Annotated in this window: 11 protein-coding genes; 9 read left to right on the top strand and 2 right to left on the bottom strand. The window is 46.7% G+C overall.

Annotated features, from left to right (window positions below):
- Positions 1 to 144: 144 nt before the first annotated feature.
- On the top strand, positions 145 to 945 hold the full coding sequence (locus RT717_RS13565) for an ion transporter (protein WP_317492277.1): 801 nt from the start codon (positions 145 to 147) through the stop codon (positions 943 to 945).
- Position 946: 1 nt separating this feature from the next.
- Here RT717_RS13565 and RT717_RS13560 read toward each other — a convergent pair whose 3' ends face one another.
- The gene (locus tag RT717_RS13560) at positions 947 to 2884 is read right to left on the bottom strand and encodes an ABC-F family ATP-binding cassette domain-containing protein (RefSeq protein WP_317492276.1); all 1938 of its coding nucleotides are present in this window, start codon (positions 2882 to 2884) and stop codon (positions 947 to 949) included.
- 125 nt (positions 2885 to 3009) lie between these two features.
- Between RT717_RS13560 and RT717_RS13555 the strand changes: the two genes are divergently transcribed.
- The 4 genes from RT717_RS13555 to RT717_RS13540 all read left to right on the top strand — a co-directional run bounded on the left by RT717_RS13555 (position 3010) and on the right by RT717_RS13540 (position 6975).
- Entirely contained in the window at positions 3010 to 4185 is a 1176-nt protein-coding gene (locus RT717_RS13555) for a PQQ-dependent sugar dehydrogenase (RefSeq protein WP_317492275.1), read from the top strand.
- A gap of 163 nt (positions 4186 to 4348) precedes the next feature.
- On the top strand, positions 4349 to 4831 hold the full coding sequence (locus tag RT717_RS13550; protein ID WP_151997368.1) for a deoxycytidylate deaminase: 483 nt from the start codon (positions 4349 to 4351) through the stop codon (positions 4829 to 4831).
- 213 nt (positions 4832 to 5044) lie between these two features.
- Entirely contained in the window at positions 5045 to 6064 is a 1020-nt protein-coding gene (locus RT717_RS13545; RefSeq protein ID WP_317492274.1) for an agmatine deiminase family protein, read from the top strand.
- Between the two features lie 20 nt (positions 6065 to 6084).
- Positions 6085 to 6975: a carbon-nitrogen hydrolase gene (locus RT717_RS13540; RefSeq protein ID WP_317492273.1), complete on the top strand. Its 891-nt coding sequence runs from the start codon at positions 6085 to 6087 to the stop codon at positions 6973 to 6975.
- Positions 6976 to 6990: 15 nt separating this feature from the next.
- On the opposite strand, the gene murB is transcribed toward RT717_RS13540, so the two are convergent.
- Positions 6991 to 8007, bottom strand: a complete 1017-nt coding sequence (murB, locus tag RT717_RS13535) for a UDP-N-acetylmuramate dehydrogenase (protein ID WP_317492272.1) — start codon at positions 8005 to 8007, stop codon at positions 6991 to 6993.
- Positions 8008 to 8201: 194 nt separating this feature from the next.
- Here murB and RT717_RS13530 point away from each other — a divergent pair, with 194 nt between their 5' ends.
- From RT717_RS13530 to RT717_RS13515, 4 genes are all read left to right on the top strand, one after another.
- Positions 8202 to 8897 carry an RNA polymerase sigma factor gene (locus RT717_RS13530; protein WP_317492271.1) on the top strand — a complete coding sequence of 232 codons (696 nt, stop codon included), beginning with the start codon at positions 8202 to 8204 and terminating at the stop codon, positions 8895 to 8897.
- Between the two features lie 190 nt (positions 8898 to 9087).
- Positions 9088 to 10122: a FecR family protein gene (locus tag RT717_RS13525; RefSeq protein WP_317492270.1), complete on the top strand. Its 1035-nt coding sequence runs from the start codon at positions 9088 to 9090 to the stop codon at positions 10120 to 10122.
- Between the two features lie 158 nt (positions 10123 to 10280).
- The gene (locus RT717_RS13520) at positions 10281 to 13613 is read left to right on the top strand and encodes a SusC/RagA family TonB-linked outer membrane protein (RefSeq protein ID WP_317492269.1); all 3333 of its coding nucleotides are present in this window, start codon (positions 10281 to 10283) and stop codon (positions 13611 to 13613) included.
- A gap of 11 nt (positions 13614 to 13624) precedes the next feature.
- Positions 13625 to 15094, top strand: coding sequence for a RagB/SusD family nutrient uptake outer membrane protein (locus RT717_RS13515; protein ID WP_317492268.1), 1470 nt, complete (start codon positions 13625 to 13627; stop codon positions 15092 to 15094).
- The last annotated feature ends 25 nt before the right edge of the window (positions 15095 to 15119 follow it).

The following is a 15119-nucleotide window of genomic DNA, read 5'->3' as shown; positions in this document are numbered from 1 at the left end:
TTGATCAGATTTTTTCAGATCGAAAAATAAAAAGAAGTTCTCTTTAACAAAACATGTATTTTAGAAGAAATGCGTTCATGATTCAGTTTTTGAAATTACTTTTGCATCCGCTTAGTGCATGTTGAATATTAAAGAGTTTGCTGCGTGGAAAAAGTAAAGAAGATTCTTGAAAGCGATCGTTTTCAGTATTTCATCATAGGACTTATTGTACTGAATTCAATCACTATTGGGCTTGAAACATCTCCCACCACAATGGCCTTCACAGGAGATTGGCTTTACCTGCTCGATGAGGTCATTTTGGGGATTTTTGTTGTCGAGCTATTGGTAAAGCTGCTGGTTTACCGGGCCAAATTCTTTGGCGAATCGTGGAACATCTTTGACCTTTCCATCGTGCTGCTTGCGTTGATCCCCTCAGCCGGTAACTTGTCTATTCTCCGTACGCTCAGGATACTCCGCACACTTAGATTACTGAAGAATGTACCGAAGCTGAGGATCATTATTGAAGCCCTTCTAAAATCGATTCCCAGCATTGGCTGGATAGGTGTGCTGGTAATGATCATCTTTTACATTTTCGCTGTTATAGGCACCAGCCTTTATGGAGAACAGTTTCCACAGTGGTTTGGTAACCTTGGAGCCTCCATGTTCACGCTGTTTCAGATAATGACGCTGGAGAGCTGGGCCTCGGGCATAGCGAGGCCGGTGATGGAGCAGCTGCCCAATGCCTGGGTGTTCTTCGTGCCATTTATACTCCTGGCTACATACACCACGCTCAATATTTTTATCGCCATTGTAGTGAACACGATGAATGAACTCCATCAATACGATATCGACGAAGAGGAGCGAAAACTTAAAGAATTTGTACACGAGGAAAACGTAGAACTTCAACACCTCCTTGAGGAGCTGAAGGCTCAGGTGGCCAGAATTGAAAAAAAGGTGAAGGGCTGAATCAGGCTAATTGCTTCTCCAACTCTTCAATTTTTATTCCGGTTTCTTCCCATTGATCATTTAGCTTTTCAAGCTCTGCTTTGATCAGTTGGTATTTTTCATTGCTTTGTGCCAGAGCATCGGGTGACTCGAATACTTCAGGAGAGGCAAGCTCTTTTTCCGCCTCTTCGATCTTTACCTCAGTCTCCAGAATTTCGTTTTCTATTCCATCCAGTTTTTTGCGCAGGGCTTTTAGCTCTTTCTGAGCCTCCATCGATAAGTTATTGGTCTGGCTTGGGGCTGGCTTTGGCTTAGCCTTGGGTTCTTCTTTTTTCACCTGGGGCTGCACGGTGGGGGCTGCTGCCGCTTGCTTTTCTTTCCACCACATGTACTCCTCGTAGGTGCCCGGGTACTCCTTTATTTCGTTGTTCTCAATATACCAGATTTTATTGGCGATTTCCGTTACAAAGTAGCGGTCGTGAGATACAACAATAAATGTTCCCTCATACTGCTGCAGGGCCTGGATGAGGATGTTGACCGACTGAATGTCGAGGTGGTTGGTAGGTTCATCAAGCAGCAGGAAGTTGGCCTCAGAAATCAACGTTTTGGCCAGCGCCACCCTCGACTTTTCGCCCCCGGAAAGTACCTTTATTTTTTTAAAAACATCTTCATCGGAGAAAAGAAAACAACCCAGCACACTTCGCAGCTGCATCTCCGTCTTGTCTGTTCCTGAAGCTTTCATTTCTTCAAGAATCTCGTACTCGATGTTCAATGCCTCCAGCTGGTGCTGTGCGTAGAACGACTTGATAACGTTGTAGCCTTCCTCCCTCTTGCCATTCACCTTGTCGGTGCCGGCGATGATGCGCAGCAAAGTCGACTTTCCTTTTCCGTTGGCTCCGATCAAAGCAATTTTATCGCCTCGCTCTATATGAGCATTGGTATTTTTGAGAATGACGAGATCGCCGTAGCTTTTGGATACGTCTGTGAGCTGAATCACATGGCGCCCGCTGGGCTTATTGAAGTTGAACCTGAAGTTGACTTTGGCGTTTTCATCCAGCACATCGTCTATCTTGTCCATTCTATCCAGTGCCTTCACACGGCTTTGCACCTGGCGGGCCTTGGTAGCCTTGGCTTTGAATCGTTCAATGAACTTTTCGGTCTGCTTAATCTTTTGCTGCTGGTTTTCAAAGGCGTTCTTTTGAATCTCATTTCTCAGCTCTTTCTCCTGCAGGTAAAAATCGTAGTTACCGGCGTAAAGGTTAAGTTTTCCATTGCTTACCTCCACGATCGTGTTTACCGTGTTGTTGATAAAATGCCTGTCGTGAGACACCACTATCACCGCACCTTCGTATGTTTTGAGGTAGCTTTCTACCCATTGAATGGACGGAAGGTCAAGGTGGTTGGTAGGTTCATCAAGCATGAGGAGCGAAGGCTTTTCAAGCAGCAGCTTTGCTAACATCACCCGCATTCTCCATCCACCAGAGAACTCCTTCAGGGGTCTGGTAAGGTCTTTAGTGCTAAAGCCGATACCTTCCAATATCTCTTCAGCCTTTGATTGAATAGCGTAGCCGTCCAGCGCTTCGAATCTCTCCTGAAGTTTGGTAAGTTTGGTTACCAGGTCATCGCTATAATTGGCCTCCATTTCAGCCAACACCTTGTCAATTTTGTGGTGAATGTCGACAGCTTCTGCGAAAGCTTTCATGGCCACGTCCAAAATGGGTTCGGCAGATTGGTAGGAGAGGAGGTCCTGGTTGAGAAAGCCAATGGTGCAGTCCTTACTTTGGCTGATGTCCCCACCGTCGATAGTGAGGTCACCAACAATCATTTTAAGCAGCGTGGACTTACCTGTTCCGTTAAGGCCGATGAGCCCTATTTTGTCTTTGGGTTTTATGTGCAGGTTGGCCCCTTCGTACAGCACTCTTGAGCCAATATTGTAATTCAAATTATTGATTGAGATCATTCGGCAAATTTAGAGCCCTTACGACGAATAACGAAAGTTTTGGCAAAGACCTTTTGTCAATTTTCAGGTTATTTCTCAACCAAATTGGCTAACTATGTGTTCAGATAGAAAAAATAACTCTAATCATGATATTGAAACCAATTCGACTAGCTTTTTACCTCTCAGTAGGTGTATTGTCAGTTGCAATTTCTTCTTGCGGTGAGTCAAATAAGGAGGCTGCCACAACAGAGGAGGTTGCTGAGGACGTAATGACCAATGATGGCGACAGCCTTAGTAAGATTAATCTGCCTGCAGGCTTTGAAATTTCTATTTACGCAAGCGGCATAGATCACGCCAGATCCATGACGATAAGCCCCAGCGGAACAATATACGTGGGCAATAGAGGAGGAGACAAAATCTACGCTATTCAGGATACAGACAAGGACGGCAAAGCAGACAAGACAATTGTTGTGGCTTCTGGCCTGAAAACGCCCAATGGTGTGGCTTTCAAAGATGGCGATTTGTACGTTGGTGAGATCAGCCGGCTTCTGAAATACCCAAATGTGGAGGCGAATCTGGAAGCTGTTGGCGAGCCGGTTGTTGTTTACGACGACTACCCGACTGACGAGCATCATGGCTGGAAGTACATTGCGTTTGGCCCTGATGGCAAATTATACGTGCCAGTTGGTGCACCATGCAATATTTGCGAAAGTGAGAACGAAATTTACGCCACCATTACCAGAATGAACCCTGACGGAACGGGCCGTGAGATTTTTGCAAGAGGTGTGAGGAACACTGTGGGCATGACCTGGGATGCTGAAGGAAACATGTGGTTTACTGACAATGGTAGAGATATGCTGGGTGATGATATGCCTGATTGCGAGCTCAACAAAGCCACCGAGGCTGGCATGCACTTTGGCTACCCTTACTGCCATGCAGGGGACATCTCCGACCCGGAGTTCGGTTCAAAATTTCCTTGCTCTGACTTCGTTGCTCCTGCTCAGAAGCTTGGTGCTCATGTGGCGCCGCTCGGTCTTAGATTCTACAATGGAGACATGTTCCCTGCGGAATACAAGGGCAGTATTTTCATAGCACAGCATGGCTCATGGAACAGAAGCAAGAAGTCTGGCTACAGAATAGGGCTGGTGAAAGTGGAAAATGGTAAAGCTGTTAACTACTCGACTTTTGCAGATGGATGGCTCGATGAAGCAGAGCAGGAAGCCTGGGGACGCCCGGTAGATGTGCAGGTAATGCCAGACGGCTCACTGCTTATTTCTGACGACAAGGCTGGAGTGATTTACAGAGTTACCTACAAGGCCTAAGCGGCAAAGAGGTTAAAATGAAAAGGAGGTACTTAGTACCTCCTTTCACCACCTAACCTAAACCAAAAGATTTGACCTTACACTTTTGTAAGGTGTTCAATCAGTGTTAATTAAACCAAATACCTCCAGTAAAAGTTCAAAACCTGGAAAGCACCTCATCCTGATGGAAAAACCCGCATTTGATGACATTTATATGGAATTGGCAGTGAACCTTGCCAAGCGGTCTCATTGTATCAAGCGCCATGTGGGGGCCGTGCTTACCAAGGAGACACGGATCATTTCGATTGGCTACAATGGCCCGCCGGCAGGCACGCACAACTGCGATCTTGAGTGGCCGGAGGTAGGCTGTCCCCGGGATTCGAAAGGCGGGTGCTCATTGGCGATCCACGCTGAGCAAAATGCCATACTCTATGCGGTGAAAAACAAAGCAACGGTTGATGGTGCCACTATTTACGTTACACTTTCCCCATGTCTTTCGTGTGCGAGGATTATTTATACCATGGGAATTTCAAAGGTAATTTACCTCAAGTCGTACGCCGAACACAAGGGTATTCCCAACGACGAAGGGATAGACTTTCTTAGGAAGTTTGGTGTGGAGGCCGTGAAGTACGAAGGCACGTTGACCAACGTCACGCACATGATTTAGTGGAAACCCCAAGAGCCAAAATTCAAATTTCAAACATGCACCAAGGCTCCAAATGGCAAACATGAGCCTGCCATCGTAAGCACGGTTGTGCAGTGCTTTTTGGAGTTTCGTGCTTCTTCGCTCCGTTTTCATCTGAGTTTTCATACTTGCTATTTGTTATTTCGCCCTTCTCGTTTTTTCTTCATTTAATTTCCAGAAATCTATATTTGCACCATGACAAACAGACGCCTTCCGGCAGAATGGGAACCGCAAAGTGCGGTGCAGTTAACCTGGCCACATGAAGAGAGCGATTGGGCTGGCGACATGGATATTGTGGTGCCATGTTTTGTTGCCATCGCCAGAGAGATATTGAAAAGACAAAAGCTGGTGGTAGTATGCAAAGACAGCGAGGCTGTGCGAAAGCAGATCGGTTCGGAGTCAGCGAATCTGATGCTGGTGGAACTGCCCACCAACGACACCTGGGCCAGAGATCATGGTGCTATCAGCATTGAAGAGGATGGAAAGCCGGTTTTGCTGGATTTCGTTTTCAACGGCTGGGGATTGAAGTTTGCGGCCGACAAGGACAACCTGATTTCCGGGCGACTTCACGAAAGAGGAATCTTTGGAAAAGTGCCCATGCGGCATGCGGGTTTGGCTTTCGAAGGAGGCTCTTTTGAATCTGATGGAGAAGGGACGCTGCTCACAACCACCGAATGCCTGCTTTCTCGAAATAGAAATCCGCATCTATCGAAGCAGGAAGTGGAAGACAAATTGAAAGAGTTGTTTGGAGTTAAAAAAGTACTTTGGCTGAATAACGGATACCTGGCAGGCGACGATACCGACTCACATATTGACACACTGGCGAGGCTCGTGCCTGGCAATAAAATACTGTATGTGAAATGCGATGATACCGCCGACGAGCACTACCAGGCGTTGAACAAAATGGAGGCAGAGTTGCAAAACCTGACCAATTCGAATGGAATGCCTTATGAACTGATGCCACTGCCGATGGCCGACGTGGCATTTGACGATGAAGGCAACAGACTGCCTGCTACGTACGCTAACTACCTGATCATCAATGGGGCCGTTTTGGTTCCTTTTTACCAGTCGCCTAAAGATCAGAAGGCGGCAGCCATCATTCAAAGGGCCTTTCCTCAGCACGAAATTGTGGGGATCGATTGCAGGCCTTTGATCCTCCAGCATGGCTCCTTACATTGTGTAACCATGCAATACCCTGTGGGGGTAGTTGAATAAATTTCAAAACCAGAAGAACCATGGCAGAGAAAATACTGAAAGTTGGTTATGTGCAGCAGTCTTGCTCCGAAGTGAGGAAAGACAATGTGGCTAAGAGCATTGCCGGGATAAGAGAATGCGCCAGGAGAGGGGCGCAATTGGTAGCGTTGCAAGAGCTGCATACCGGTGTGTACTTTTGCCAGGCGGAGGATGTCAACCGGTTCGACATGGCCGAAAGCATTCCGGGCCCCTCCACTCAGGAGTTTGGAGCCATTGCCAAGGAGCTGGGCATTGTGCTAGTGACTTCACTATTCGAAAAAAGAGCCCCAGGCCTGTATCACAACACTGCCGTGGTGCTGGAAAAGGACGGTACCATTGCTGGTACCTACCGCAAAATGCATATTCCTGACGATCCGGGGTATTACGAAAAATTTTATTTCACACCAGGTGACATGGGCTTCAATCCAGTGGAGACCTCTGTTGGAAAGCTTGGTGTGCTGGTGTGCTGGGATCAGTGGTACCCGGAAGGGGCAAGGCTGATGGCCATGGCCGGGGCTGATCTGCTGATTTACCCAACAGCCATCGGCTGGGATCCGCACGACACCAAGGAAGAACAAAAACGGCAGCAGGATGCCTGGATCATTTCTCAAAGAGGCCATGCCGTGGCCAACGGTTTACCGGTAGTGAGTGTGAATAGGGTGGGCTTTGAGCCAGACTTTAGCGGAGTAGGGAATGGCAGCCGCTTCTGGGGACACAGCTTTGTGGCCGGCCCTCAGGGTGAGTTTTTGTATGTGAGCCCATCGGACCTGGCGGAAAATGTGGTGCTGGATGTTGACCTGGGCAGGGCAGAGGATGTTCGAAGGATTTGGCCGTTTTTCAGAGACAGACGAATTGATGCTTATGGAGATATCGTGAAGAGATGGGGTAAATAGCGCCCTATCTGTCGCTTAAACAATATTTACTTCCGCCGACAGTTCAACACCAAATCTCTTCTTTACCGAAGCTAGGATTTCCTGCGCCAACTGCCAGATATCGCCCCCTTTGCCGCCTCCATAGTTAACCAGCACCAGGGCCTGGTTTTTATGCACACCAATTTGCCCAATAGTTTTCCCTTTCCAGCCGTCTTTCTCTATCAGCCACCCGGCAGGCACCTTCACTGAACCGTCTTCCTGCGGATAGCCTGGAATCGCCGGGTAATCGCTTTTGAGTGCCTCATAAGCCTTACTTGCAATGGTTGGATTCTTGAAAAAGCTGCCTGCATTGCCAATTTCCTCAGGATTTGGAAGTTTCGATTGGCGGATGTGAATGACCGCCCTGCTCACATCGCCTATAGTAGGGTGTTCGATATTCCAGCTTGCCAGCGTCTCATTAATGGCACCGTACGTCGTGTTGACTTTAGCCTCTTTTTGAAGCACAAAAGTGACTGATGTAATGATGAACTTGTCCTTTAGGGCCTTTTTGAAAACGCTCTCCCGGTAGCCAAACTCGCATTCATTGTTATTGAATGTTCTGGTTTTTCCCGATTCAATCTCCACAGCTTCGAGGCTGTGAAACACGTCTTTGATCTCTACGCCGTAGGCTCCAATATTTTGCATGGGTGCTGCACCTACCGTCCCCGGGATCAGCGATAAATTTTCGATGCCTCCCCAGCCCTTCGCCACGCAATGCATTACCAACTCATGCCACACCACGCCAGCTCCTACTTTTATAACGATCTCATCCTGGCTTTCTTCTTGAACCTGAACCCCTGGCAACGAAAGTTTTAACACCAGACCATCAAAATCTTTCGTGAACAGAACGTTGCTGCCACCACCAAGAATTAGATGAGAATTACTTTTAAAGATGTCTGAACTGATAATTTCCTTTAGTTCGCCAACCGATTTGGCCTCGGTGAAGTATTTGGCTTTTACATCCAGATGAAACGTGTGATAGCGATGCAGGCTCTTGTTTTCGTCGATTTTCATAGAGAACCTAAAATTAGGAAAGCTTATGCTTTATCATTGTTTTTCGGTGTTTTAAGTTTTTCCAGCCACATCTGTCCACAATAGCTTCGCTGGTATATTCTTTTCGAGGGTAAAGCCTTTCGGACTTTCAGATGCCTGTTTTTGGGATCGTCAGCGAATTGAAGATTTCATTTTTTTTCACCAGATTTAGAGCCATGTCTTCAATACCTACACAGGACAATACCTTGAAATCACATTTTCTCAATCTCCCTGACACAGCCGAGTTGCAAGCAAAAGAGAGGGTGGGGAGTATTGACGAAGGTGCTTTGTGGGAGGATTTTAAGAGGGGGAGCGAGGTGGCATTGTCTCAAATTTACTCCCTGTACTCGAAAGACATTTACAACTATGGTTGTCAGTTTACCAAAAACCACGAGTTGGTAAGAGACTGTATCCAGGATCTTTTTATAGAGTTGATCAAAAGCAGAGCCAGCCTGGGCTCAACCACCTCGGTCAAGTTTTATCTGTATAAGTCTTTGCGCCGGAAGCTGGTGCGAGCACTCAAAAAGCAAAGCAAGTTGTTTGTTACTGATGACATTCAGGAACAGGGATCATTTGCTGTTAGCATCTCACCCGAGCTGCTGCTTCTAAAGACCCAGTTGGACGAAAATCAGCGAATGCTTCTGGAAAAATCTATTAATGCGCTCACGGTTTCTCAGCGTGAAGCCATCTTGCTGTATTTTTATGAAGGGCTCAGCTATACCGAAATAAGTGACCTGATGGAGATCGGTAAAGTGAAGTCAGCGAGAGCACTACTCTACAGGGCTATTTCTGCCATGACAGAATTTTTAACCCCCTACAAATCCGATTTGCTACCACTCCTGCTGTTTTACCTCGGTCTTTTCAAGAGGTAGAAAGTTGCAAATTTGGCAAAGAAACCCACCATTCTTTGCTGTTTCATCGTGTGTTTTTTGATTATACTATCTTCTAGTGTAAATATTCAAAAATGCTATGGTCATTTTGAGAGTGCTTGCCTTTATATAACTGTAACCAGGGTTATCAAAGCGGGCTTACCAGTAAGGCTCGGGCACTTATCGGCATTCAATGAACTATAGCGAATACACCGTCGAACAATTTTTACAAGACCAGTACTTTACGAACTGGGTTTTGAGACCATCGAGAGAATCTGATAGGTTTTGGCAGGATTGGATCAGGCAGAACCAGGAAAAACTACCTCAGATTGAGCTTGCGAGAGAAATCATACTCTCAACCACCTACAAAAACGAGCATGTTCTTTCTGAAGAAGACAGCTCCAGCATTTTGGAGAACATTATGCGGGCGCAGGCTGACCTGGGCAACGACCAGATTGGAACCGGGTTTGCCTGGAGGCAATTGTTCCGGGTGGCTGCCGTTGTGGCAATTGTAGCCTCTGTGGCCATTTACTTTATGGTGCCCGGAAAAAAGGAGCCTGAGGTTGTACAAGTGATCCCTTCCACTGTTATCAAGACTGCCGAGCTTGGGCAGAAGAGAACCGTCGGTTTGCCCGATGGCACTATCGTAAAGCTCAATGCCGGAAGTAGTCTTTCGTACCTCCAGCCATTTGAGGGCAGGGAAAGAAAGGTGGTGTTGGAAGGAGAAGCTTTTTTTGAAGTGACCAAAGACGAAAACCGCCCATTTGTTATCGACGCTGGCGGACTGACCACCACAGTGCTGGGAACCTCTTTCAATATTTCTTCTTACGATGAAGCAGGGTCGGTAAAAGTATCTGTGCTTTCAGGAGTGGTGGAGGTGAAAAGCCGGAGAGGGCAAAAGGAAGTGCTGTATCCTGACATGATGGGAGTGTTGTACAAAGACACCGAGAACCTTAACAAGACCACTTTTAATGAAAAGGAGGAGTTCGGCTGGAAGGATGGCATCATCTATTTTAAAAACAACCCACTGAAAGAAGTATTCAGGCGGCTCGAGAAGTGGTACGGCGTAAGCATTAAGCTTGATTCTGATAAAATATTGCAGGGAACCTACACCGGCGAATTCAAAAATGCCTCCCTGGAAAAAGTGCTGGAGGGTATCTGTTATACCTCGCAGCTCACCTACTCAGTAGAAAACGAAGAAATTACCATTAAACTACAAACCAATTAATTATGAAACACGAAACGACCTACTCCCCCTAAAAGAAAGAGCCGGAAGTAAACTCCCGGCCCCCATTCCTTAATCAATTCATTCCAGTTGATTGGCGTCCACTAAATGTATTGGTTAAGGTGCTTAGTAAAATCGGATTCACTAAAACATTTAAAATTATGAAAAATGCACTACTGAGGAAAATTATTCTTATGTCCAGGTTGATGCTATATGGAATATTTGTGCAGGCGTTCTTTATTTCTTTGCTCAATGCGGGAGATATTGCGGCCCAGGAGAGTATATACGAGATCAAGCTGGACGTTTATCAGCAAGACAAAACGGTATCCCAATTCTTTAAATACGTAGAGAGAAAAACGGATTTTAAGTTCACCTATAATAGCGACCAGGTAGACCTCAACTCAAAGGTCTCGATCAGCGCCACAGACAAATCTCTTGGAGACATTCTCGAGGAAGTTTCCCAAAAAGCCAAAGTGAACTTCAGGCGAATAGACTATAACATTCATGTCAGTAAAAAGGAAGACACTTCCGATCAGGTGGAAGAGGTGATTAGTGTTTTCGCTGCTGACGTGCCGATATCAGGAAAGGTATTTGACGAGAATGGCGATCCATTGCCTGGCGCTACGATAGTGGTGAAAGGAACGGCAGTAGGCACTATCAGCGATATTAACGGCGGCTTTAGTTTATTGGCGCCCAATGATGCAACGAGTCTTATTGTTTCTTTTGTTGGCTATCAAAGTCAGGAAGTGTCTATTGCAGGGAGAAGCACTATCGACATAACATTGCAGGCGGATATACAGGCGCTTCAGGAGATAGTTGTGATTGGCTACGGTGCGGTGAAGAAAGCTGACATTACCGGCTCTGTGGCGCAGGTAAAAAGTGAGGAGCTGCAGGCAGTTCCGGTTTTCAACGTAGAGCAAGCGCTCAAGGCTCGTGCTGCAGGTGTGCAGGTAACGCAGAACTCCGGCGAGCCCGGTGGAAGAATTGAAGTACGTATAAGAGGTGGTAATTCGATGATTGGCAGCAACCAGCCTTTGTACGTGGTGGACGGTTTTCCTATGACAGGTGGCATCAACTTCCTAAACCCCGCCGACATAGAGTCCATCGACATTTTGAAAGACGCCTCCGCAACGGCCATTTATGGCGCCCGTGGTGCCAATGGTGTGGTGATCATTACTTCAAAAAGAGGTAGTGCTGATCAAAAAGGGAAGATAGAGGTCAATAGCTCTTATGGTGTGCAAACTACGACGAAAAGGTACGATTTGATGAACGCCCGGGAATACGCCGTAGTTGCCAACGAGTGGTTGAAGAACGGTGGACAACAGCCCTATTTTGATGTAAACGCTGTACAAAACCCCGGCACCGACTGGCAGGATGCCGTCCTTCAGGCCGCACCTATTCAAAATCACACAGTTGCTCTTTCCGGTGGCGGCGACAGAACAAGGTATTCCCTTTCCGGTAATTACTTTGACCAGGAGGGAATCATGATCAACACCGGTGCAAAAAGGGGCTCTGTGAGGTTAAACCTGGATCATGAGGTAAACGACTGGTTGAAGGCTGGTGTGAATTTGAATATTTCAAGACGGCAACAATTGACCGTTCCTAACAATAACGGTTACCGTGGAACGACGGTGCTTTCGGCGGCTGCTTCAGCACCCCCGACCCTTTCAGTTTACGACGAAAACGGCCTGCCCACTCAAATTGAGAAAGCCTACAGCTTTGGCTCGGCTGACATGAGGAATCCGATGATTTTCGCACAAAATCAAACAGACAACATCTCCAATAATGTAGTCGGCAACTCGAACTTTGAAGTAAAACTGACTGACGATCTTTCTTTTAAAACCCTTTTGGGTATTGAGTATGCTTATACACTGGTAGACTACTATTCTCCTATTATTTTCCCAAATGACAGGGGTTACGCCAGCCAAAACACTTACTATAGGAGCTCATTTTTGAATGAAAACACGCTACGTTACAATAAAACCTTTAGTGATATTCATAACCTAAGCGTGGTGGCTGGTTACACCTACCAAACAGACATGAACCGTAGCTTTGGTGTGAGTGTAAATGGTTTTTCCAACAACACCACCCGAAACTACAACCTGGGGGCGGCCGAAACAATTGGCACGCCGGGCTCAGGCATTTCCGAGTGGACGCTGGCTTCGTGGTTGGCAAGGGCCAATTACTCTTTTGACGACAGGTACCTGCTTACTGTTAGTATGAGAACAGACGGATCGTCTCGTTTTGGTACTAATAATAAGTGGGCTGTTTTTCCATCTGCAGCAATTGGGTGGAGAATTTCTGAGGAGGCGTTTATGAGTAACGTATCGGCAGTGAGTGACTTGAAACTTAGAGCGAGCTACGGTATTACCGGAAACACGGCTCTTTCTCCTTACCAATCATTGGATAGAATGTCTTCGGTAAGGGCTATTTATGCTGATCAAAAGTTTGCTGTGGGTTACAGCCCATCCGGAATTTCAAACCCTGACCTCCGTTGGGAAACGACGGCACAACTCGACGTGGGAGTAGACTTTGGAATGCTTGACAACCGGTTGAGGTTTACATTAGACTACTATAAAAAGAATACCACTGATCTTCTGGCATCGGTACCGCTTCCTCCATCAGTTGGGTTTGGGTCTATCTTGCAAAATGTGGGCGAAATTCAAAACCAGGGATTTGAATTTACTGTGAATGCAGACATACTAACCCGGGATCTTACCTGGGATGTAACTGGTAGTTTCTCCCTCAACAGGAACAAAGTGATTGATCTGGCAGGCGGAAGCGATATCCTCAGTGCAGGTCAGGGAGCTGTCTGGTCAAGTACCAACATAGCACGTGTAGGGCAGCCTTTGGGAATGTTTTACGGCTATCTTGAGGATGGATTGACTGACCAGGGATTTATCAAGTACAAAGACCTGAATGAAGACGGTGTGATCAATTCGCTGGACCGCACCATCCTGGGCAACCCTAACCCCGATTTCTTCTACGGTATCAATTCTCATTTTACCTACAAGGGCTTCGATCTGAATGTGTTCTTCGAAGGAGTGTATGGTAACCAGATCTTTAACGCCACCAATGGCACTCACCTCAACTCATTTCAGAGAGGCAGCAATCAGTTTCGGGACTTGATTGGTAACTATTGGACTACAGAAAATCCTGATCCAAATGCCAAGTACCCCAAAATTAGTGCAGCAACAGGAGTGGACGTTTCTGATCGGTTCATCGAAATGGGTAGCTACCTCAGGTTGAAATCGGTTAAGCTGGCCTATAACCTTCCCGTAAAGAACTGGGGGATGAATTGGGCGGATCAGGCACAGGTTTATGTGTCGGGTATCAACCTGCTTACCTTCACCAAATACACAGGACTTGATCCGGAAGTTAACACCAAGGGTGTTGACAATCAGAATGTCTCAAATCGATTAGAAATGGGCCACGACCAAAGCAGCTATCCTAACGCTAAGCTGACGTCAATTGGTCTCCAAATCAACTTCTAAATCTGACTGTTATGAAAAGAGTATCAAACATAAATGGCCTGGCCATCATATTAATATCATCTGTTTTCCTCCTCTCTTGTAGCGATATGCTGGATGAGGTACCGAAAAACTTTGTTTCAAGGTCGAATTATTACCAGAACGAAGCAGATGCGCAAGGGGCACTGAATGGAGCTTATAGCTCAATTGGGCCGGATTTCTACGGCATTACGAACTACCTGATGACAGAGTTGCAGGGGGACTATTTGAATGGGAGGGGTTCGCAAGCGCCAATTTCCATCGTTGATCAGGTACTGAATCAGCAAAACATTCAAAGAGCGGCATCTAACTGGGGCACGTTGTATAGCGCTATCAACAAAGCAAACGCTGTTCTCGACAATGTGCCGCAGATAGTGAACATATCAGACAATGCAAAACAACGAATCGTGGCAGAAGCACATTTTCTGAGAGCTATAGCTTATTTCGAGTTGGTTCGGGGTTGGGGTGCTGTGCCAATAAAAACCACCGAAAGCACTGATCTGTCGGAATTGTCTGCAGCCAGGGAACCTGAAGCAGTCGTATACCAACTGATCATCGACGATGCGAAAGCCGCCGAAGCTGCGCTTGGTGAAGTTGGCAATGAAACCGGAAAGGCCTCGGTATGGGCAGCAAAAATGTTGCTGGCCGATGTGTACCTTACGATCGAAGAGTGGGATCTTGCCGCACAGAAAGCCGACGAGGTGATCACAGGTGGCCCATATTCTCTGGTGACGGTAAGCGAGCCCGATGATTTCTATAAGATATTTGCTTCAGAAACAAGCACTGAGGACATCATGTCGGTGCACCACTCAGAAATAAGTGGATCAACAATTCCTACCTACATCCACATGGGAGGCAATTATCCATACAACTATAGCAGCTCTGGGTTCTTCGCATGGTTGCCTGATACTACCTCATTTATAGGTGCCAGCTGGGACGACAATGACCTAAGAAAGCCTTTCAACCTGTACAGAGAGTTCCAAAATGCGTCAGGTCAGTGGGTGCCGCTGCCTTCCACTACACCAGTTCTGTTCAAAAAATTCATTACCAATGAAGCAGGACAAAGTGTTTACAGTGTGCCTGTTTACAGGTTTACTGAGGCCTTTCTTATTTATGCTGAGGCATCTGCCAGGGCCACAACAACGCCTTCAGCGCTTGCTTTAGAGCGCCTTAACATGATTAAACGCAGAGCATATGGTCTGCCTCTACAGGGACCTTCAGCGGTAGACTACCCTGCAGGAATGAGCGGAGATGAATTTGTTGAGGCTGTGCTACAAGAGCGTGCCTACGAGTTTCTTTTGGAGCGCCGTCGCTGGTGGGATTTAAAGCGCACGGGCAAAGTCAAAGAAGCTTTTGCGGCCGTTGGCAAAACATTTATTGACCAGCGCATGCTATGGCCTATTCCTGAAAGTGAAATCAACAACAATCCCGCTATTACACAACAGGATCAAAATCCGGGTTACTAAAAACTAGGTTGGTTGGTAAGTGGGG

The sequence above is a fragment of the Imperialibacter roseus genome (assembly GCF_032999765.1).
Classification (GTDB): Bacteria; Bacteroidota; Bacteroidia; order Cytophagales; family Cyclobacteriaceae; genus Imperialibacter; species Imperialibacter roseus.
Note: the sequence above shows the minus strand (reverse complement) of the source record. Positions and strands in the feature narration are given on the sequence as shown.

Bases quoted from the DNA above. Each gene is read 5' to 3' on its own strand.
- RT717_RS13560 (WP_317492276.1), bottom strand. From the start codon at position 2,884: ATGATCTCAATCAATAATTTGAATTACAATATTGGCTCAAGAGTGCTG.
- RT717_RS13555 (WP_317492275.1), top strand. From the start codon at position 3,010: ATGATATTGAAACCAATTCGACTAGCTTTTTACCTCTCAGTAGGTGTA.
- RT717_RS13550 (WP_151997368.1), top strand. From the start codon at position 4,349: ATGGAAAAACCCGCATTTGATGACATTTATATGGAATTGGCAGTGAAC.
- RT717_RS13545 (WP_317492274.1), top strand. From the start codon at position 5,045: ATGACAAACAGACGCCTTCCGGCAGAATGGGAACCGCAAAGTGCGGTG.
- RT717_RS13540 (WP_317492273.1), top strand. From the start codon at position 6,085: ATGGCAGAGAAAATACTGAAAGTTGGTTATGTGCAGCAGTCTTGCTCC.
- murB (WP_317492272.1), bottom strand. From the start codon at position 8,007: ATGAAAATCGACGAAAACAAGAGCCTGCATCGCTATCACACGTTTCAT.
- RT717_RS13530 (WP_317492271.1), top strand. From the start codon at position 8,202: ATGTCTTCAATACCTACACAGGACAATACCTTGAAATCACATTTTCTC.
- RT717_RS13525 (WP_317492270.1), top strand. From the start codon at position 9,088: ATGAACTATAGCGAATACACCGTCGAACAATTTTTACAAGACCAGTAC.
- RT717_RS13520 (WP_317492269.1), top strand. From the start codon at position 10,281: ATGAAAAATGCACTACTGAGGAAAATTATTCTTATGTCCAGGTTGATG.
- RT717_RS13515 (WP_317492268.1), top strand. From the start codon at position 13,625: ATGAAAAGAGTATCAAACATAAATGGCCTGGCCATCATATTAATATCA.